The sequence below is a fragment of the Streptomyces exfoliatus genome (assembly GCF_000725545.1).
Classification (GTDB): Bacteria; Actinomycetota; Actinomycetes; order Streptomycetales; family Streptomycetaceae; genus Streptomyces; species Streptomyces exfoliatus.
Genome location: NZ_JNZP01000042.1, coordinates 1 through 21,188, shown reverse-complemented (window position 1 = coordinate 21,188; position 21,188 = coordinate 1). Strand labels below are relative to the sequence as shown.

The window sequence follows — 21,188 nt, the reverse complement described above, 5'->3', positions numbered from 1 at the left end:
CGTTTAGGCTTCCGTCCCGGACCGTCCAGTCGGCCGGTCGGGGATCAGGGGGTCAGTCCGATGAGCAGCACCACCGAGCTGTTCCAGCCGCTCCAGGCGGACGACCCTCCGGTCGTGGCCGGTTACCGCCTCGCGGCCCGGCTTGGCGCGGGGGGCATGGGCCGGGTGTACCTGTCGCATACCCGGGGCGGCCGCCCGGTGGCGATCAAGGTGGTGCGGCCGGAGCTGGCCGACGATCCGGCCTTCCGTCGGCGGTTCTGTCGGGAGGTGGAGGCCGCCCGCCGGGTCCGGGGCGCCTACACCGCGGAAGTCATCGACGCCGACACCGACGGCGTACCTCCCTGGCTCGCCACGCTGTACGTGCCCGGGCCGTCCCTCACGGAGGTCGTCGCCCGGCGTGGTCCGCTGCCGGTGTCCGCCGTGCTGTGGCTGGTGGCCGGCGTGGCCGAGGCGCTCCAGGCGATCCACGCGGCGGGGATCGTGCACCGGGACCTCAAGCCGTCCAATGTGTTGCTGGCCGCCGACGGGCCGCGTGTGATCGACTTCGGTATCTCGACCGCCGCCGACATCTCCTCGCACACCGCCACCGGCTCCACCATCGGTACACCCCACTTCATGGCCCCCGAACAGGCGACCGCTGGTGAGATCACTCCGGCGACCGACGTCTTCGCGCTCGCCCAGACGGCGGCCTTCGCGATGCTGGGCGAACCGCTGTACGGGGACGGCATCGCGCCTGTCGTGCTGTACCGGATCGTGCACGAGGAACCCGAACTGACTCGGCTGCCAGAGCCGTTGCGCCCGCTGATCACCTGGTGCCTGGCGGCCGATCCGAGGGAGCGGGCCACTCTGGCGGAGGTCGTCGAGTGGTGCCGCCGGCGACTGGACACGGACGCGGGTGCGGGGCCAGCCGTCTGGCGCGAGGTCATCGGATCCGAGGCGACCGTTCCGGGCCCGGTGAGCGACCCCGTGGATCCGTCGACGGCGGGCGCGACGCTGTCGCTCGGGCACGCTCGCCGGCGTGCGCCCGGACGGCGCACTGCGCTGATCACGGCCGTGGCTGTGACGGCCGGCGCTCTGGTGCTGACGGGCCTGACGTGGCTCGCCGGGGACCGGTTCGGCCTCGGCGAGCGGGCCGCGGACACGCACACGTCCACACCCGGCCCGACCAAGCCCGCACGGTCCACGGTGTCGCCGACATCGCCGACACACACCCTGCCGACCACCGGCGGCTCCCCCCGGGCTTCGCAGCCCGCCCCGAACGCCTCCCCGGCGCCGGGAGCCGACGTTCGGTCTCCCGTGTGGCTGAACGAGAAGAACTCCCTGAGCCTGCGCGAGCCGATGCTGCGCGAGGACCGCGCGGGCGACATCCGCCTCGACTGCGAGGACGATGTCTCCTGCGAGCTGCAGAGCGACACCAGCGTGTTCGTGCAGATGTTCAACGGCAAGGCGGCTTCACTCGACGGCTGTCGGCACCTCCTCAGCGGCGCCACCGGCTCCGCGTACCGCACCTCGACACTCGCGGCGGCGGACGACGGCTCCCAGCTCTGCGTCAAGAACGCCTCTGGCGACATCGCGGTGCTCACCATCCAGATCAAGCAGACGACCCTGCGAGAAGCCGCCTTCCTGCAGCTGAGCATGCACGTCTGGAAGACGGCGGCCTGAGGCGTGGAGCCAGAGGCACCTGTGCCCCGGTCCCGAGAGCGATGCGGGGCACCTGGCGGGACTGACGAGGCGTCCCCTCCGACGGGTGGCGGCCATCGCGCCGCGCCCCTGAGGCCCGCGCGGCCGATTCCCTGGCTCGGGAGCACACGACTGTCCGCCGCGTCGAGGACGGGCGCATGTGGCCTGGTTCAGTCGCTGACACGCTCAGGCCGGCCGTTGTTCGTTGTGGGATCGGGTGGTGACGAGGCGTCAGGAGCCGGCTCCTGTCTTGATGATGGTGCCGCCGAAGGCGAGCCGGTCGACGACAACCGTGCAAAGGCAGGGCGCAGTGGGGTGCGGGGGTGTGTCAGGTGGGTGGTTTGTGGGCGACGGCGACGATTGCCGCGCGCGGTATCTCGGCGATGAAGGCGTCCTCGGAGCGGTAGACGACGGGCCCCGGTGTGAAGTCGGTCTTCTCGGGCAGGGTCGCCAGATACGTTTCGTGCTGGAAGTACTGCTCCAGGAGCTTCCAGCGGGCGTCGGTTCCGCCCAGGGTCGCGAAGAACGCGCCGACTCCGTACATGTCGGCCACGTACGCGCACATGCGGCGGCGCGCCTCTTCCTGCGTGGTGCCGCGGACGACGAGGGGGTCGTACAGGTCGACGACGCGGGCCGGTGTGCCCGCTTCGGCGAAGAGTTCGACCAGGGGGCCGCGGGAGAAGTGGCGGTAGTCGTGGCCGGCTGTGGTGTGGGGGTGGACGATGTCGGTGAAGAAGCGTGCCATGGGGCTGGTGTCGTCGAAGTCGTGCAGGACCACGTGGCCGCCGTCCTTGACGACGCGCAGGGCCTCGGTGACGGCGTCGAGCCTGTCCTGCGGCGCGATGTGGTGGGTTCCGTAGGCGAGCAGTGCCGCGTCCATGGTGCCGTCGGCGAGAAAGAGGTGGTCCGCGGCTTGCCGGATGGCGGCCAGGCCCTGGGCGAGGGCTTGTTCGACCATGTCCCCCGAGAGGTCGCTGGTGAGGATGTGGACGCGGTCGCGCAGGTCGGGGGCGTTGTCGTGGACGGCGCGGGCGATGGTTCCGTCCCCGCCCAGGACGTCGAGGACCGTGCGGGGGGCGGCCATGTCGGGCGTCATGCCGGAGGGGGCGGCCAGTTCGAGCAGTTGTCGCATTCCCTTCCAGCGGACGGAGGAGTCCTGCTGGGCCCTGCGGTAGGAGTCGCCGCGTCCGGTGTCGTCGGAATCGAATTCCGTGGTCGTCGCGGCCAGCGCTCTGAGTGCTTTGTCGGCGCCTGGGCGGCCGAAATCCACCGACGATTTCAGGACCGGGTGGGCCGGGACCGTATCGCGCAGATAATCTTCGAGGGTCAGGGACGGTAAGTAGGCGTCCGTTCCCACCGGTGCATCCGTCTGCATTTCCACCAATCCGGTCAGTCGATGGTTCTCATCGTGGACGACTGGTCGTTCCGTATGCAGGGTTTTCACCCTCCGCAACACATGAACGGCCCGTGATTGCGTCGGTCGGCACCGGGGTGCGCGCCGGGCGGATTTTCGGGGCGCCGGCGCTAAGCCCGTCCGGTCCGCAGTTTCACCGTCGCACCCTTTCAGGGCGCTGATCCCGCGTCAAGAGTGCTCACGCGAGGGTGCGGTCCCCCGGGGCTGGCCGCGTGGCGCACCCGCTGTGAAGGTGTTCACTTCGTGTCGTGATGGAGAGTGGTTTCCATTCCTCGCCTCCGATTCAGACGGACATTCCCCGAAATTCCCCTTCCCGTCAGCTCCGGTCGATGAATCGCCACTCCCCCTCGCCTTCGGTCGGCGAGTCCGCCGTGCCCCGTCATCCGGCGGCGGTTCCCTGGTAGATTGGCGTCCCTTCGCCCTTCTCCGCGCCCCGTAGCGCTCGGCCGGGGATGCGCCCGGTGAAACGGGGAAGTCGTTTCCCTGTTCCATTCGGTGAGTTCTCGAAGAAGGGGCGCGGGATTCCAGGGGCGCCGCCGAGAGGGCTCCACGAGCGAGGAGAGGCGGAACAGGGCTGCCATGTCTTGGATGAGCGATCTGCTGAACGATCTGCTGGCAAAGGTGTCGGAGATGAGCCCGGTCGCCAGATTCGCCCTGGCCTCGGCGTTCGCGTTCGCCGAATCCGGCCTCGGGGCCGGCATGGTCGTCCCCGGCGAAGTCGCGGTCCTCGCCCTGAGTGCCGGAACCGAAGGGACCCGCCCGCTGCTGGCCCTCTTTCTCGTCGTCACGATCAGCAGCTCGGCCGGCGACCACATCGGCTACTTCCTCGGCATCCGCTACGGGCAGCGCATGCGGGAGACCCGCCTGGTACGCCGGATCGGGCAGCACCATTGGGACCGTGCCCAGGAACTGTGCCACCGGTACGGGGCGAGCGCCGTCTTCCTGACCCGGCTGCTGCCCGTGGTGCGCACCCTCACCCCCGCGACCGCCGGAGTCGGCTCCGTGCGCTACCTCCGCTTCCTGCCCGCGTCCCTCGCAGGAGCCGCGATGTGGTCCGCGCTCTACGTGTCCGCGGGAACGCTGGTCTCGGCCTCCCTGCGCGAGGCCGAGACCCTGCTCTCCACCATCCTGTGGGCGCTGCTGGGCGTAGCGGCCGCCCTCACGCTCGCGGCCGTGTGGTGGCGGCGCAGGCACCGCCGCCGCAGCTCTTGACCGTACGTCGCGTCGACCCATGCCGCCCGCCCGAGATGGCACGATCCGCCGGCGAGTCATCGCGGTCACTCGTCGGGCGGTCGGCGGAAGCCGCGCGCGGCGAGGACCATCATCACCGCCATCAGGCCCAGGGCCGCGCACAGCGCTGCGGGCACCTCGCTCCCGACCTGCCCTCCCAGGGCGAGGCTCCGCGACGCCTCCACGGCATAGCTCACCGGATTGACGGTGGCGACGGCCGCCAGCCAGCCGGGCAGCACATCGACCGGTACGAACGCGCTGGAAGCGAACATGAGCGGGAAGTTGACGAAGAAGCCGATGCTGGAAAGGACCTCCACCTTCCGCAGCCACGCGGCGAGCGCGATGAAGATCCAGATCAGGGACCAGATCACCACCGTGGACAGCGACAACGCCGCCACCAGACCCCCCACGCCTCCCCCGGCCCGGTAGCCGAACAGCAGATGGCCCCCGATGACCAGGACCAGCAACTGCATCCCCGAGCGCGTCAGATCGGCGATCGAACGCGCCACAAGCACCAGCGGCAGCGACAACGGCAGGACACGGAAGCGGCGCACCATCCCGCCCTCCATGTCCCGCACCAGCCCCACCCCCGCGGACTGCGAGGTGCCGAGCCCGGTGGTGACGAGGAGAGCAGGCAGCAAGAACTCGATGTAGGACACCCCGCGCGGAAGGATCGAACGGTCCGCGAGGCTGCCGAAGACCTGGCTGATCAGCAGCAGCATCACCACCGGCTGCGCCACGCTGAACAGCACCACCCTGCGGTCCGCGTAGACCAGCCGGATCTGGCGTGCCGTGAGGACCCGAAGTTGCGCGGCCCTGCCCGCCGGTCTCCAGCGCGGGACGCGCGCTCCCGCTGCGGGCTCGGCCAAGGGCGCCATCTTCACAGGTACGTTCACGGGGTCTCCGGGGTGTCGCCGGAACGCCGTTCGGCCTCCGGGGTGGTGCTGCGGTGGGCTGTACGCGCCGGAGCGGGGGCAGCAGGACGGCCGATGGCACCCGGCGCCGGGGCGGGGGTGTCGGGGGCCGTAGCGGTGAAAGCGAGGTAGACGTCGTCCAGAGAGGGCTCCGCGTAGCGGATCTCGCTCACGTTCTGCCCCACGGCGTCCAGCACCCGGATGACCACGGCCAGATCCGCCGAATCCCCCGCCGGCACGGTCAGCTCACTGGGCTCGCCCTCCACGCCCGGCGGGAAACCGGCCCGGCGCAGAGCCTCGGCGGCAACGGCCCTGTCCCCCTGCGGCCCGACCCTCAGCGAGATGGAACCGCTACCGGTCTGGGCCTTCAACTGCACCGCCGTACCGGAAACCAGAACCCGGCCCTCGCCCAGGACGGTGATCCGATCGGCGAGCCGGTCGGCCTCCTCCAGATACTGCGTCGTCAACAGAACCGCCGTACCTTCCCGTGCCAGCCCCTGCACCATCTCCCACAACCCGAGACGGCTGGGCAGGTCCAGCCCCACAGACGGCTCGTCCAGGAACAGGACATCAGGACACCCGACCAGCCCCAGCGCCAGATCCAACCGACGACGCATCCCTCCCGAATACGACACCGCCCTCCGCCCCGCGGCTGCGCGGAGGCCGAACGCCTCCAGCAACTCGTCCGCCCTGCCGACGGCCTGCGCCTTGGAGGCTCCGCACAGCCGGGCCACCAGGACGAGGTTGTCGTATCCGGAGAGCTGCTCGTCGAGAGCGGCGAACTGCCCGGTGACCCCGATGCGCCGACGGACCTCGTCGGGGCGGCCGACCACGTCGAAGCCGGTGACCGAGGCGGTGCCCGACGTGGGGGGCGTGAGGGTGGACAGGATGTTGACGAGGGTGGTCTTGCCCGCCCCGTTGTGGCCCAGGAGGCCCATGATCTCCCCGCGCGCCACCGTCAGGTCCACGCCGTCGAGTGCCTGGACCGTGCCGAAGCGCTTGCGCAGGCCGGTGGCGTGGATCACCTGGTCCGACGCCATCAGCTCAGCACGCGCCCGTGCTGCGCGCGCACGGCACGGGACCGTCGGTGGTCCAGGTGGACGAAGGTGCGCTGGAGCCAGCGGTCCTGACCGTCGTAGCGCGGGACGAAGGCACTACGCCCGTGCAGCGCGACGCGGTTGTCCACGTACACCAGGTCGGCCGGGTCCAGGACGAGTTCCTCGGAGACCGCGCGGACGGCGTCCGCCAGGGCGTCCATGGCCTGCCTGCCCCAGGGGTCGCTCGTGTGGGTGGCGTGGAAGTCGACGCGGATGTCCGGGTCCTCCGCGTCACCGGTGAGCACGGCGTGCGGCTTGGTCGCGCTGTCCGGCCGCCCGAAGGAGGGGGGCGGCTCGGTGGTGAACAGGGGGCGCCGCAGCGTTTCGACTGTCCCGGCGTCCAGGTGGTCCATCGCGGCGCGGACGGAGGCGACCCGCAGGCCGGCGGCCCGGTCGTGGTCGCCGCGGACGCAGAACAGGCCGACGTAGTCGGGGCGGTGGGGGTGGAAGGCGTTCTCGGTGTGCATCTCCAGCGGCACGGAGCCGGCGTTGGACTGCTGGCCCTCCCGGCCGGGCACGGGCACCACGTTCTGCACGAGCGCCCCATGTTTCTCGTTGCGGTAGGCGATGACGTCGCCCAGTGCCATGGACAGGGCACACAGCACGGAGGCGCTCAGGGTCGCCCTGCGCTCCACGGAGTCGGCCTCCTGCGGAGTGGCCGGCACATCGTCGGCGGCGGGGAGGTTGCGCAGGAGCAGTCTGCCGGTGGGGCCGGGGTCGTGGCGGAAGGCGCGGAGCCGGTCCTGGAGGCGGGCGGGCAGGTGGCAGGAGGCGGTGCGGCACCGGTCGAGCCATTCGCGTTCGTCCACGAGGCCGGGGGGCGTGCGCGTCAACTCCTGTGCCAGGGACGCCACGTCGCCGCGTTCGGCGTCGGACAGGGTGAAGCTGTTCTCGGGTTTCATGCTGTTTCTCCGGGGGTGGGGAACCGTTCGGTTCGGATCTGCGAGGGGCGGCCGGGCGGGGGCGTACCTCAGCCGCGACAGGGCTCCGCGACGGCGAACACGCTGTGGCGGTCGCTGCCCGCGTACCGGTCCTCCTGCTCGGTCAGGACGCTGAACCCGCGCCGCTCCAGCTCGTCGGCCACCGCTCGCAGCCGACCGGCGGTGTTGCTGCCGGGGCTGTCGTGGACCTCCATGGCGATCTGGCGGACCAGTGGCCAGTGCCGGTCCGCCAGGCCCCGCAACACCTCCTGCTCACCGCGCTGAACGTCGATCTTCAGCAGGTCGATCCGGTCCACGGGGTGCTCGTCGAGGACCGCGGAGAGCGGGCGGAGCCGGCAGTTCACCTTCTCCTCCCGGAACCGGAAGGCGAGGAGCTCGTCCAGCATCCGCTCGGCCTCGGGCAGGTGGTCGGTTCGCACCTGACCCCGGACGAAAGCCCGTTCCGCCTCGGTGTCCGCCAGGGTGCTGCGCGTGGACATGGTCGAGTAGCCGGGATAGTGGGTGAACTCGACCTGCTGTTCCGCCTCGGCGAGGCCGTAGGGGTGGGCGAGCCCTGCCACCGCGTGGCGCTCCCGGTTGCGGCGCAGGAGGTCGTACACCTGGGGGACCGGTTCGAAGGAGTGGACCGTGGCACCTGGTCTCTCGGAGCGCACGAAGAGGGTGAACATGCCGATGTTGGCCCCGACGTCGAAGACCACGGGGTCCTCGGGCAGGTGCAGGGCCTCGGGCAGGTAGGCGCGGCGGGTGAAGATCTCGTCGTAGAGGAACTCGGTCTCATGCTTGTTGAGGCCTGCCACGTCGGCGAGGGCGATGGTCATCGGCGGCCTTCCTGTGGGGTGGGCGGCGGCTGTCTGTGGCGGTGGGAGCGGGCCCAGGGCCTGTCCGGCCCTGATCGACCGGACAGGCCCTAGTCCGACATGGCGACCAGGATGCGGCGGTCGCCGGTGAAGGGCCTGCGGCCGTGGGCCGCCTGGACGTTGTCGACGAGCATGAGGTCGCCGGGCCGCCAGTCGTTGTCCACGGCGTGCTCAAGGCCGCGGTCGCGCACCTGGCGTACGTGGTCGGCGGGTATCGGGGTGCCGTCCGCGAAGGCCACCGACTGGGGCAGTTCCTCCGGGGGCAGCATCCCCAGCAGCGCGGCGGCGGCCTCGTCGCCGAGCGTGGCCGGGTGCCACTGGTCGCTCTGGTTGAACCACAGCCGCTCGCCCGTGTCGGGGTGCTCGATCGTCGCGGGCCGCACGTGGCTGACGCGCAGTCCGTTGCGGGCGTTCCACTGCCAGGTGGCGCCGGTGCGGGAGAGGTAGTCCTCGACCTCCGAGCGGTCCTGCGTCTCGAAGGTGTCCTGCCAGCTCTTGCCGAGCCCGCGCCCCCCGTGGAGGTTCTGGGTGTAGCGCAGGCCGCCCGCGAAGGCGTCGCGGACGTCCTGGTCCAGTGCCCGGTACCAGGCGGCGTTGTCCACCACCGGTGTCGCGCCACCGCTGTCGGCCGCCCGCTCGCAGTAGAAGAGCAGCCGGGCCGGCCACTGCGCGGCGTAGGACATCTCGCTGTGCATCGAGATGGTGAACTCGGCCGGGTACTCCGTGGAGGTGTACACGTTGTGGCCGACCTTGGTGCGCGGGGAGTTGCCGAAGACGTAGGGCAGGCGGTCAGGCAGCAGGAGCGGCATGATCTTCTCCAGCTCCTCAGGGCCCACTCCGAAGCCGCTCAGGACCAGCACTTTGTGGGCGGCCAGGAGTTCGTCGGTGCGCGCGGAGTCCTGGAGGAAGCCGGCCAGGGCGTCGGCGGTGGCGGGCAGCGCGTGGCTGTCCGGGCTGATCGCGGCGGGCCGCCAGGGGGTGGTCGGTTCCATGGAGGGGCTCTTTCATGCGTCGAGGAATTGGGTGATGAGCCGGTTGACCATGTCGGGCTGTTCGAGGTAGCCGTAGTGGCCGCAGTCGGGCACCACGTGGTAGTCGGCTGTGGGCAGGGCGTCGGCGATCTCCTTGGCCAGGTGCGCCGGCGCCACGATGTCGTCGGCGAAGGCGATCACCCGGCAGGGGGCTGTGATCCGGGCCAGGTCCTCCCCGTGGTCGTCGGCGGCGCTGATCTCCCTCTGGGTACGGACACCGGGGCCCGCGGTCGCCGTCAGCTCGAACAGGTCGAGCCAGTCGGCGATCCGCTCGTCGTCCGCGAGCGTCCTGGGCGAGAGGTTCTGCATGGCCCGCACCACCGCCCGGTAGCGGGGCGGCACGGTGACGCCGCTGTCGGCGAGATCGATCTCGGCTGCGGTCGCGGCGGCCCTCATCCGGTCCGCGCGGGACCGCGGCGCCATCAGGACACACCGGGAGACCAGGTCGGGGCGGATACGGGCGACCTCGAGCGCGACCCTGGCCCCCAGGGACGTCCCCACGACCGCGCACGGGCCCAGACCGAGGTGCTCGATCAGGCCGATGGTGTCGGCCGCCATGTCCTGGAGGGTGAAACCGGGACCCCCGCCGCTGGGGGCGATGCCCCGGTTGGTGAACGTGACGGCCTCGAAACCCGCGGCGACCAGCGCGGGCACCTGGTGCAGATGCCAACTCGTTCCGGCGGCGCCGCTCCCCATGATCAGGAGGACGGGGGGACCGCTGCCGGTGCGCGCGTGATCCAGGTCGATCCCGTTGATCCGTGCCAGCATCCAGGCTTCCTCGCAGTTCGTCGGCGGTCTTCAGGACCGGGGTCGGTCGGTGAACGGGCGCGGGGGGGGCGCGGGCGGGCGGGTCCCTGCACCGGGCCGCCCGCCCGCGCCCCCGAGGTCACTTGGTCGCGCCCGCGGACTTCTCGTGGGCCTCCATGGCCTCGATGAGGCTCTGGGGGCGCATGTCGGTCCAGTTCGCCTCGATGTAGTCCAGGCACTCCTGGCGCGGGCGCTCGCGCACCACGGCCCGCCAGCCCGCGGGGATCTCGACGAAGTGGGGCCACAGCGAGTGCTGGTTCTCGTCGTTGACCAGGACGTGGAAGGCGCCCTCGGCGTCGTCGAAGGGGTTGGTCATCGTCATACCTCTCGTTTCTTCGTGGTGGCTCCCCGGAGGGAGTCCAGTCGGCGGGTCAGGACGCGGCCGGCTTCGGCGACCGACGTCGGTTCGGTGAGCATGGACATGTGGGCGGCGTCCAGCCGGTGCACCTCGACGCCTCCGTCGGTGTGCGCCTCCCACGCCGCGGGATCGAGGCCGCGGGTGCGTTCCGCGGTCATCAGGACGATTCCGCACCGGACACGGCCGGGGGTGAAGGAGCGCATGAGCCGGACGTTGTTGACGTAGACGTCCTTGGCCGCCGTCAGTTCGGCGTCGTCGAGGTGCCCGAGCGAGCTGTCCACGCGGCGCAGATGGGCGCGGAACCGCTCCAGCGGGAAGCGTCCCGCGCGCTGGTCGGCCTCCTCCCACGCGAACCCCGACTCGCGCAGGTTGGCCGCCACGATCTCGGCCTCGGACCCCTCGGCCCGTCCCCCGGGGTCCCCGGTGCGGTGGGGTGGGTAGGCGTCCAGCATGGCGAGCAGGTCCACCCGCTGCCCGTCGCGCTCCAGCAGGCCCGCCGCGGTGTGGGCCACGTGGGCGCCCAGCGACCAGCCGAGCAGCCGGTAGGGGCCGTGCGGTCGGACGCGGCGGATCAGCCGGACGTAGTCGTCGGCCATCTCCTCGACACTCCCTGGCAGACCGACACCGTCCGCCGGCGTGCGGGCCTGCAGCGCGTGGACGGGGACGTCGGCGGGGAGCCACGGCAGGAGACTCGCGTACGCCCATCCCAGACCGACGGCCGGGTGGACGCAGAACAAGGGCGGCTGGTCGCCCCGGCCCCGCAGGGTGAGCAGGGGTGCCGGGGCGCGGCGCTCGGTGCCCCGGCCGATGCGTACGGCCAGGGCGGCCGGGGTCGGCGCCTCGAACAGGTCCCGTGCGGCCAGGGGCACGCCCAGGCGCTCACGGACCCGTGCGACCAGCCGGACGGCGAGCAGCGAGTGCCCCCCGTTCTCGAAGAACCCGTCGTCGGCGCCGACCGACGTGCGCTCCAGCACCTCGGCGAACACCTCGCACAGGGCGGCCTCGCGTTCGTCGCGCGGCGGCCGCCCCGCCTCCTCGGCCAGCGGTTCCGGCGCGGGCAGGGCGTCCCGGTCGAGCTTGCCGTTGGCGGTGGTCGGCAGGGCGTCCAGCACCAGGAAGGCGGCGGGCACCATGTAGGGCGGCAGCAGGGCGGTCAGGTGTGCGCGCAGTTGGGTCGCGATGGGGCGGGGCGGGCCGTCGGCCGGTACCGCGTAGGCCACCAGCGCGCGTCCGCCCGGCCCGTCCTCCCGCAGGACGACCGCCGCCTCCCGCACGGCGGGGTGCTCGGTGAGCCGGGCCCGGATCTCACCGGGCTCGACGCGGAAGCCGCGCAGCTTGATCTGCTCGTCGGTGCGGCCCATGTGGTGGACGCGGCCCTCCCGGTCCCGGCGCGCCAGGTCGCCGGTGCGGTACATCCGCTCCCCCGGCTCTCCGAACGGGCAGCCGACGTACCGGCTCGCGGTGAGCGCCGGACGGCCGCCGTAGCCGCGTGCCAGTGACGCGCCGGCCAGGTACAGCTCGCCCGTCACGCCGGGCGGGACGGGTCGCAGCCGGTCGTCGAGCACGTAGGCCCTGGTGTTGGGCACGGGCGTGCCGATGGCGGGCGGCGGGCCGCCGGGGGTCAGGGCCTCGCTGGTCAGGGTGACCGCGGTGGTCTCGGTGGGGCCGTAGATGTCGAGCATGCGACGGCCGGGGGCCCAGCGGTCCACGAGGGGGGCGGTGACCGCCTCGCCGCCGACGACGAGGCAGCGCAGACCGTCCAGCCCTTCGGAGGGGAGGCCGCTCAGCACCGCCGGGGGGATGAAGGCGTGGCTGATGCGGTGCTCGGCCAGCATCTCGGCGAGCGGTTGCCCGGCGAGGAGGGGCCCGTCGGGCAGGACGAGGGTCCCTCCGGTGGTGAGGGCCATGAGCAGTTCGAGTACGGCGCCGTCGAAGGACGGCGAGGCGAGTTGCAGCACGCGGCTGCCGGGCTCCACCGGGTACCGCTCGCGCTGCGCCGTGGCCAGTGACAGCAGGCCGCGGTGTTCGGTCACCACGCCCTTGGGGCGGCCGGTGGATCCGGAGGTGTAGACGACGTACGCGGCGTTGTCGGCGGTGAGGGGGGCGTTGCGGTCGCCGTCGGCGAGGTCGGTGGCCGGCTCCTGGGCCGGTTCGTCGCCGGGGACGAGGACCGGGACGCCGGCGATCTCCTCGCGTCCCGCCGCGTACGGGTCGGCTGCCAGGACCAGGGCGCAGGCGCTGTCGCGCAGCATGAAGGCGATGCGCTGCTCGGGGTGGCCGGGGTCCACCGGTACGGCGGCGCCGCCGGCCTTGGCGATGGCCAGCAGGGCGGTGATCTGCCCGAGGGAACGCGGCATCAGCGTGGCGACGCGGTGTTCCGGGCGGATGCCGCGCCGCACCAGCACTCTGGCCAACCGGTTGGCACGGGCGTTGAGTTCGGCGTACGTCAGGTGGTGGCCGGCGTGTTCGAGGGCTGTGGCGTGCGGGGTACGGGCGACCTGCTCCTGGAACATCCGCGGCAGTGTCGCGACCAGGTCCGCGCGCCGGGTGGCGTTCCATTCGGTGACCACCGTGTGCCGCTCGTCGGCCGCGAGGAGTTCTCGTGCGCCGATGGTGCCGGCCGGTTCCGCCGCCCAGATCGCCAGCATCCGGCCGAAGCGGTCGAGGAGGCTCTGCGCGGTCTCCCGGTCGAAGAGGTCGGCGCTGTATTCGAGGGCGGTCTCGATGCCGGTGGGCTGCCCGTCCTCCCCGTGGTTCTCCAGGAAGGTGAACATCAGGTCGAACTTCGAGCGGGCGGTCTCCACCTGGTGCGGTGTGACGGTGAGCCCGGGGGGACGGCCGCCCTGGCGGGCCATCTGCTCCTCGGTGTTGTTGCAGGACAGGGCGACCTGGAAGAGGGGGTGCCGGCCGAGGGAGCGGGTCGGCCTCAGCCGCTCCACCAACTGCTCGAAGGGCAGGTCCTGGTGGGCGTAGGCGCCCAGCGCGGTGTCGCGAACCCGACCGACGAGTTCGGTGAAGGTGGGGTTCCCGGAGGTGTCGGTCCGCAGGACCAGGGTGCTGACGAAGAATCCGACCAGCTCCTCCACCGCTTCGTCGGTGCGCCCGGCGACCGGGGCGCCGATGGGGATGTCCTCCCCGGCGCCCATCCGGGTGAGGAAGGCGGCGACGGCGGCCTGGACGACCATGAACACGCTGGCCCGGCAGGTCCTGGCCAGGTCGGCCACGGCGGAGTGGACCGTCGCCGGGAGCGTCAGCCAGACCTGGCCTCCGGTGCGGGTCGGGCGGGCCGGGCGCGGCCGGTCGGCGGGCAGCCGCAACTCCTGGGGAAGCCCTGCCAACTGCTTTTCCCAGTACCCCAGTTGGACGGCGGATGGGCTGGCGGGGTCTGCGGGGTCGCCGAGGTAGCGCCGTTGCCACAGGGCGTAGTCCGCGTACTGCACCGGCAGCGGCCGCCACTGGGGGGCCTGGCCCGCGCGACGCGCGGTGTAGGCGGTGAACAGGTCGCGCAGGAGTCGCCTGCCCGACCAGCCGTCGCTGGCGATGTGGTGGAGCACCAGCACGAGGACCCGGCTGCGCGGACCGCTCTCCAGCAGCCAGGCGCGCATCGGCGGTTCGGACTCCAGGTCGAAGCGGTGGGCGGCCAGCTCGGTGAGGGTGCGGTCCACCTCCTGGTCGGCGACCGGGAGGACGGTGAGGGCCCCGGCCGCCCGTCGGGCCGGGAGCACCTTCTGGTAGGGGCCCTCGGCGCCCTCGGGGAAGACGGTGCGCAGCGTCTCGTGCCGTTCGGTCACGTCGTGCAGCGCGGCCTCCAGCGCCGGGACGTCGAGGTCGCCGTCGAGCCGCAGCGCCCGGTGGATGTTGTAGGTGGCGTCGGGGCCGGTGAGCCGGTGCATGATCCACAGCCGCTGCTGGGCGTAGGAGAGCGGGACGTGCTCCGGTCGCCGCGCGGGCGTCACCGGTGGGCGTCTGCCGTCCTGGGAGTCCAGCAGTGCGGACAGGGAGCGGACCGTGGGGTGTTCGAAGAGGCGGCGCACCGGCATCTCCGCGTCCAGGGCCGCCCGCACCCTGCTGGCCAGGCGGGTGGCCAGCAGGGAGTGCCCGCCCAGGGCGAAGAAGTCGTCGTCGATGGAGACCTGCGGGCGCCGCAGCACGTCGGCGAAGATGCCGCACAGGATCTCCTCGCGGGGGGAGCGGGGCGCTCCCCCGGCCGGGGCGCCGGCGAGGGAGGGCTCCGGCAGCGCGCCCCGGTCGATCTTGCCGTGGGGCGTGACGGGCAGCGCGGGCAGCTCCACCAGGTGCGCGGGGACCATGTAGGGCGGCAGGGTCCGGCGCAGGTGCTCCAGGATCTGCTCGGTGGGCAGCGGGGGCGCGGAGGGCGGCGTGCCCTGCGCTCCTTCCGGCTCGGTGGGGACGGCGTAGGCGACCAGTCGGGCGTCGCCGGGTGTGTCCTCCCGCAGCACCACCGCGGCGCGGCGGACCGCGGGGTGGGCCGCCAGCGCCGCCTCCACCTCGCCGGGCTCCACCCGGAAGCCGCGGAGGCTGATCTGGTCGTCCACCCTGCCCAGGTACTCCAGCAGGCCGTCCTCGTTCCAGCGGACGAGGTCGCCGGTTCGGTACATCCGCTCCCCGGCGGCGTAGGGGCAGGCGACGAAGCGCTCGGCGGTCCTGCCCGGATCGCGGAGGTAGCCGCGGGCCAGGCCGGCGCCGGCGACGTACAGCTCGCCCGGAACGCCGACCGGCACCGGGGCGAGGCCGGGGCCCAGGACGAACAGGCGGGTGTTCCACAGCGGCCGTCCGATGGGGACCGGCCCGTCGCCGACCGGGTCACGGGGGGCGATGCGGTGCTCGGAGCAGTTCACGGTCGTCTCGGTGGGCCCGTAGACGTTGTAGACGGTGACGTCCGGGTGGTCGGCGCGCCAGCGCCGCAGGTGGCGGCCGGTGAGCTGTTCCCCGCCGAAGGTGATCGCCCCGGTCGGGCTGACCTCGCCCGGCAGCCCTTCGAGAACGGGCAGGTGGCTGGGGGTCACCTTCACGAAGTCCGGGGACGCCTCGCCGGGGCGCAGGACCGGTTCGTCGTCCAGGGAGGCGAGGCGCACCGTGCCGCCGCTGATCAGCGGGACGTACAGGGCGCCGACGGTGAGGTCGAAGGAGACCGGCGAGTGCACCAGGGAGCGTCCGTCGGCCGGGTACTGGTCCGAGCCGCGCAGCAGGTAGCCGACGAGGGAGCGGTGGGTGGCGACCACGCCCTTGGGGCGGCCGGTGGACCCGGAGGTGTAGATGGCGTACGCGGCGTTCTGCGGGCCCACGGGTGCGGGGAGTTCACTCGCGTCCAGCGGGCCGCCCGGCAGGCCCTGGAGGGCGGCGGCGGTGCTCGGGGCGTCCAGGACCAGCAGTGGGAGCCCTGCCGGCAGCCGGTCGGCCAGGTCGGCGGTGGTGACGGTGAGGACGGGATCGGCCTCCCGCAGGAGCCGGGTCACCCGGTCGGCCGGGTGGGCGGGGTCCACCGGGACGTAGGCGGCTCCGGTCTGCCACACCGCGAGCGCGGTTTCGACCAGTTCGGGCGAGCGCGGCAGCACGACGGCGACGAACCGCTCGGCCCGCGCCCCGTGCTGCGCCAGCAGGCGGGCCAGCCGGCCGGAGCGGTCGGCGAGCCGGGCGTAGTCGAGGGAGCGCTCGGCCGTCTCCACGGCGATCCGGCCGGGGGTGCGGGCGGCCTGCCGGAGGAACAACTCGGTGGCGGTGGTGTCCTCGACCTCGCGCGCGGTGTCGTTGAACTTCTCCAGTACCAGGGCGCGTTCGGTGTCGTCGAGGACGTCGAGCCTGCCCAGGGGCAGGTCGGGGGCGGCCAGGAAGGCGTCGACGAGCCGCAGCAGGCGGTCGCGCAGGGCGGCCGCCAGGCGCGGCGTGACCGCGCTGGGCCGGTGGCCCAGGCGAAAGCGCATCGGCGGTCCGGGGGAGGCCAGGAGACCGAGCGGGTAGTGCATGGCGTCGCGCATCCTGGAGGCCACCACGCGCACACGTCCCGGCGCGTCGGAGGACGGGTCGGAAGGCTCATCGGCGGGGCCGTCCGGGTAGTTCTCGAACGCCATCACCGAATCGAACAGCTCGCCCCGGCCGGCCAGGCGCTGGATGTCGGCCAGCCGTAGGTGCTGATGGTCGAGGAGCGCGCTCTGCTCGCGCTGCAACCGCCGCAGGAAACCGATCAGGGGTTCGTCGACGGGCATCCGGGCCCGCAGCGGGACCGTGTTGGCGAACAGGCCGATCATGGACTCGACGCCGTCCAGCTCCGGCGGACGACCGGAGACGACCACCCCGTACACCACGTCCTGATTGCCGGTGGTGCGGGCCAGGGTCAGGGCCCACAGTCCCTGCACGACCGTGTTGAGCGTGAGACCGGCGCCTCGCGCGGCCGCGGCAAGACCGGCGGAGGCGGTCTTCGACAGGGCGAAGTCGAGCCATCTCGGCGCCTCCGCGGCCCGGTCGGCCCGCGGGGCGATGAGGGTGGGGGCCTCCAGGCCCGCCAGAGCCCCGCGCCAGGCGTCCTGCGCGGCCCCGGTGTCGCGGCTCCCCAGCCAGGCGAGGTAGTCCCGGTAGCGGCGCACCGGCGGCAGGGCGGAGGCATCGCCGCCGGTGCGGTAGAGCAGCATGAGTTCGCGCAGCAGCATCGGCATCGACCAACCGTCCAACAGGATGTGGTGGTTGGTGAGCGCGAAACGGTAGCGGTCGTGTGCCGTACGCAGCAGCAGGAACCGCACCAGCGGCGGCTTGGAGGGCCGGAATCGGCGCCAGCGGTGCTCCTCCAGCCGTCGGGCCGCCTCCGCGTCCGGGTCGTCGGCCGCGCGGAGGTCGGCCTCCTCCCAGGGAAGTTCGACCTCTCGGGGGACGAACTGCACCGGGTCCTTCAGAGCGCGGGTCGCGAAGCCGGCCCGCAGGTTGTCGTGGCGGCGCAGCAGGGCCTCGGCGGCCGCGCGCAGCGCCGGGACGTCCAGCGGTCCGCGCAGCTCCACCTCGGTCTGGACGGTGTAGACGTCGACGGCCTCGTCCCCAACGTATTCGCTGTGGAAGAGGAGGCCCTCCTGCAGCGGGGAGAGGGGCAGGACGTCCTGTAGGGATCGGCGCATCAGCCGGCCTTCCACTCTGCTTCGAGCTGGTCGAGTTCGGCGTCGGAGAGTTCGACCAGGGGGGCCGGGTCCGACAGGGGCGGGGGGCCGACCGGGGTCGGTTCGGCGGAAGCGAGCTCCTCCAGCTCGCGGAACCAGAGTTCGGCCAGTTCGCGGATCTCCCGCTGCCGGTGGAGCCGGCCGGCCCAGGACCAGGTGGCGATCAGACGCGGGCCCTCGGGCCCCTCGGCGGCGACCGCGGTGACCTCGATCTCGTGGGCCAGGGGAAGCCCGGCGGGCTGGCCGGCGAGCCCGCTGCCCACCGGCGACCAGTCCGGCGTCCGGTCGGCCGCGTCCCGGTCACCGGCCGAACCGCCGAACCTGCCCAGGTAGTTGAAGCCGAAGCGCGGCGCGGGCAGGGAGGCGAGGCGTTGCCGTGTGCGCGGGTTGAGGTAGCGCAGCAGGCCGTAGCCGAGACCGGCGTCCGGCGCCCGGTCCAGGATCGCGCCCAGCGCCCGCAGTGCGCCGGTCCGGTCGTCGTCGGGCCCGGCGGCGGGCACCCGGACCGGGTGGGCGGCGGTGAACCAGCCGACCGTGCGGGAGAGGTCCGCTCCCGGGACGACGTCCTCCTCGCGGCCGTGGCCCTCCAGGTCCACCGTGACACCGTCCGCGGCCTCCGCAGGACGCCAGCTCCGCACGGCGGCGGCGAACGCCCCGAGCAGGACTTCGGTCACCCCGACGCCGAGCGCGGCGGGCACCGGGCCGAGCACGGCGCGGGTGGCGGCGGCCGGGAGGGTGAGGGAGAGGGCCTCCTCGGTGCTCCGGTCGTCGAGGGCGGGGTCGAGGCGGCCGGTCTCCCAGGGCCTCGCCGACTGCTCCTCCCAGTGGGCGCACCGCTCGGCGCGGCGCGGGTCGGCGGCCAGCTCCTCCAGGTGCCCGGCCCAGATCCGCAGCGGGGTGCCCACCGGGTCGAGCCGGGGTTCCCGGCCCTCGGCGAGGGCCTGCCACGCGCTGCCGAGGTCGGCGGTGAGGATGCGCCAGGAGACGCCGTCCACGACGAGGTGGTGGGCGACGAGCGCGAGGCGTCCCGGCTCCCGCGGCCCCCGGTCGAACCAGACGGCGCGCAGGACGGAGCCCTTCCGCGGGGCGAGCCGGTCGCGGGCCGCGGCGCAGTGCGTCCGGACCATCCGGTCCAGCTCCTCCTGCCCGGCGCCCGCCGCGTCCACCCGCTCCAGTACGGTGACCGCGTCCACCGCGCCCGCCTCGGCGATCTCCATCCGCCAGTGGCCGTCCTCCGGTTCGGCCCGCATCCTCAGCGCGTCGTGGTGGTCAAGCAGCGCCTGGAGGGCACCGGTCACGACGGCCACGTCGGCCTCGGCGGGGACGCGCAGCAGCATGGACTGGTTGTATCCGTCGACCGCGCCGCCCAGCTCGGCCAGCCAGGAGCTGATCGGCGTCGGCGCCACCGGCCCGGTCCCCCGGCCGCCGAGCACCTCGGTCGCCGGGCCGCCGGGGCGCGAGCGGGCCGCGAGGGCGGCGGGCGTGCGCTGCTCGAAGACGTCGCGGACGGTCATCCGACCGCCCGCCGCGCGCACCCGGCCGACGAGTTGGATGGAGCCGATGCTGTCGCCGCCGAGGGTGAAGAAGTCGTCGTCGGTCCCGACCTCCGCGACCCCCAGCACCTCGCGGAACGCCTCGCACAGCACGCCTTCCCACGCGTCGCGCGGCGGCCTGCTCTCGTGCGGGGCGTCAGCGGGCGCCGGCGGCTGGGGCAGCGCCCGGTGGTCGAGCTTGCCTCCCGGAGCCAGCGGCAGGACGTCCAGCCGGACGAACGCGGCGGGGACCATGTACCGGGGCAGCCGGGACGCGAGCGCCTGACGGAGCGCGTCCGGGTCGAACCGCTCCGGCGGGGCCGCGACGTAGGCGACGAGGCGTTCGCCGCGCAGGACGACGGCGGCCTGGCCGATCTCCGGACGGTCGAGCAGGGCGGTCTCGATCTCGCCCGGTTCGACGCGGAAGCCGCGCACCTTCACCTGGTCGTCGCGGCGGCCGAGGTACTCCAGGTTCCCGTCGGTGCGCCAGCGGGCGAGGTCGCCGGTGCGGTACATCCGCTCCCCCGGATTCCCGAACGGGCAGGCCACGAACCGCTCGGCGGTCAGCCCCGGCCGGCCCAGATAGCCGCGGGCCACCCCGACTCCGCTGACGTACAGCTCGCCGGGGACGTTGGCGGGCGCCGGGCGCAGGCGATCGTCCAGGACGAACAGTCGGTGTCCCGGCAGGGGGCGTCCGATCGGCACGGTGTCCGGGGGCAGTGCGTCGCCCGGTTCCAGGACGAAGTCCGCGCAGCTCACGGTGGCTTCGGTGGGGCCGTAGTCGTTGTAGACCCGCATGTCCGGGTGCGCCTGGCGCAGCCGGGCCAGTCGGGCCGCGGTCAGTTGTTCGCCCCCGACGACCAGGTCGGCCGCGGGGGCCGCCCAGGAGGCGATCGTGTCCAGGAAGGCAAGATGGGAGGGGGTGACCTTGAGCAGGTCGGGACGGGCCGGGGCATCCTGCTCCGGCGTGTCCAGGTCCGCCACCACGATGCAGCCGCCGGCGATCAACGGGGTGAACAGGGTGGTCACCGTGAGGTCGAAGGCCGGGGAGCCGTGCAGCAGCGCGGTTCCGGCGGCTCCCCGGTACCGGGCGGCCGAGCGGACCAGGAAGGCGGCGAGGGAGCGCTGTTCGACCACGACGCCCTTGGGCCTGCCGGTGGACCCGGAGGTGTAGACGACGTAGGCCGGGTCGTGGCTCGCGGCCGGTGCGCGGCGGTCGGCGTCGGTGCAGTCGCCGCCGTCCAGCCCGGCGAGCGCCGCCGCGGTGGCCGGGGCGTCGAGGCACATCACGGGGCCGGCCGCGGCAGGGAGGGCGTCCTGTGTCCCGGTGAGGGCGAGGACGAGCACCGGGCGGGCGTCGTCCAGCATGTGGGCGATCCGCTCGGCGGGCAGCTCGGTGTCCAGGGGGACGTAGGCGGCCCCCGCCTTCTGGACGGCCACCAGGGCGGTGATCAGCTCGGGGCCGCGCGGCAGCAGGACGGCGACGGTGCTCTCGGGGCCCGCTCCACGCGTGGCGAGGAGCCGGGCCAGCCGGTTGGCCCGGTCGTTCAGCTCGGCGTAGGACACCTCCCGGTCGCCGTCGCGGACGGCGGGGGCGTCCGGGGTGCGGGCGGCCTGCGCCTCGAACAGGTCCGGGAAGCGGGCGCCGTCCGCGGGCGCGGCGAGCGGTCCGGGGTCGGGCTCGCTCCACGCGCCCTCCAGGAGCCCGCGTTCGCCCGGCAGCAGTATGTCGATCTCGTCGAGCGTGGCGCCGGGCGCGGCCACCGCGGCCTCAAGGACCCGACCGAACCGCTCCACCAGGTGCTCGGCGGTCCCGCGGTCGAACAGGTCGGTGCTGTACTCCAGCATCCCGAACAGTCCGGCGGGGCCGCCGTCGTGGGCGCGGGTCTCGGTGAGCGCGAAGGTGAGGTCGAACTTGGACGTGGAGACGCCGAGCCGCTGCCCGCCCACGGTCAGCCCGTCCAGTTCCGGTGCGGCTTCGCGTGCTCGGGCCGTCTCGGCCGTGTCGTAGTTCAGCGAGACCTGGAAGAGCGGGTGGCGGGCCAGCGAACGTTCGGGATCGCGGAGCTCCACCAGGCGTTCGAAGGGGAGGTCCTGGTGCGCGTAGGCCGCCAGGTCGGTGGCCCGCACCCGCTCCAGCAGCTCCCCGAAACTCGGATCGCCCGAC

The 21,188-nt window shown here is 73.1% G+C and carries 12 protein-coding genes; 2 read left to right on the top strand and 10 right to left on the bottom strand.

Annotation, left to right across the window (positions count from 1 at the left end):
• Positions 1-60: 60 nt before the first annotated feature.
• Positions 61-1,662: a serine/threonine-protein kinase gene (locus tag IO20_RS0131985; RefSeq protein ID WP_030556216.1), complete on the top strand. Its 1,602-nt coding sequence runs from the start codon at positions 61-63 to the stop codon at positions 1,660-1,662.
• A gap of 346 nt (positions 1,663-2,008) precedes the next feature.
• Here the strand turns inward: IO20_RS0131985 and IO20_RS0131980 are convergent, their stop codons facing one another.
• Complete coding sequence (locus IO20_RS0131980) at positions 2,009-3,055, bottom strand: class I SAM-dependent methyltransferase (RefSeq protein ID WP_030556218.1); 1,047 nt, start codon at positions 3,053-3,055, stop codon at positions 2,009-2,011.
• Between the two features lie 627 nt (positions 3,056-3,682).
• On the opposite strand from IO20_RS0131980, the gene IO20_RS0131975 reads away from it, so the two are divergent.
• Positions 3,683-4,306, top strand: coding sequence for a DedA family protein (locus tag IO20_RS0131975; RefSeq protein ID WP_245685132.1), 624 nt, complete (start codon positions 3,683-3,685; stop codon positions 4,304-4,306).
• A gap of 65 nt (positions 4,307-4,371) precedes the next feature.
• Here IO20_RS0131975 and IO20_RS0131970 read toward each other — a convergent pair whose 3' ends face one another.
• The 9 genes from IO20_RS0131970 to IO20_RS0131930 all read right to left on the bottom strand — a co-directional run.
• Positions 4,372-5,193: an ABC transporter permease gene (locus IO20_RS0131970; RefSeq protein ID WP_030556222.1), complete on the bottom strand. Its 822-nt coding sequence runs from the start codon at positions 5,191-5,193 to the stop codon at positions 4,372-4,374.
• A 23-nt stretch (positions 5,194-5,216) separates the two neighbouring features.
• Entirely contained in the window at positions 5,217-6,278 is a 1,062-nt protein-coding gene (locus IO20_RS0131965; RefSeq protein WP_063761457.1) for an ABC transporter ATP-binding protein, read from the bottom strand.
• Positions 6,278-7,237, bottom strand: coding sequence for a TauD/TfdA family dioxygenase (locus tag IO20_RS0131960; RefSeq protein ID WP_030556226.1), 960 nt, complete (start codon positions 7,235-7,237; stop codon positions 6,278-6,280). The genes IO20_RS0131965 and IO20_RS0131960 overlap by 1 nt, the downstream gene beginning before the upstream one ends.
• Before the next feature lie 68 nt (positions 7,238-7,305).
• Entirely contained in the window at positions 7,306-8,094 is a 789-nt protein-coding gene (locus tag IO20_RS0131955) for an FkbM family methyltransferase (RefSeq protein WP_051875004.1), read from the bottom strand.
• Between the two features lie 89 nt (positions 8,095-8,183).
• Positions 8,184-9,125 (bottom strand): TauD/TfdA family dioxygenase, encoded by a 942-nt coding sequence (locus tag IO20_RS0131950; RefSeq protein WP_030556230.1) that lies wholly within the window; start codon positions 9,123-9,125, stop codon positions 8,184-8,186.
• A gap of 12 nt (positions 9,126-9,137) precedes the next feature.
• Positions 9,138-9,932, bottom strand: a complete 795-nt coding sequence (locus IO20_RS0131945; protein ID WP_030556232.1) for an alpha/beta fold hydrolase — start codon at positions 9,930-9,932, stop codon at positions 9,138-9,140.
• Between the two features lie 118 nt (positions 9,933-10,050).
• Positions 10,051-10,287, bottom strand: coding sequence for an MbtH family protein (locus IO20_RS0131940; protein ID WP_030556234.1), 237 nt, complete (start codon positions 10,285-10,287; stop codon positions 10,051-10,053).
• A gap of 2 nt (positions 10,288-10,289) precedes the next feature.
• Positions 10,290-17,450 (bottom strand): amino acid adenylation domain-containing protein, encoded by a 7,161-nt coding sequence (locus IO20_RS0131935; protein ID WP_063761458.1) that lies wholly within the window; start codon positions 17,448-17,450, stop codon positions 10,290-10,292.
• Positions 17,450-21,188: non-ribosomal peptide synthetase (locus IO20_RS0131930; protein WP_037636779.1), on the bottom strand; the 3,739-nt coding region annotated here is incomplete at its 5' end. The genes IO20_RS0131930 and IO20_RS0131935, both read right to left, overlap by 1 nt.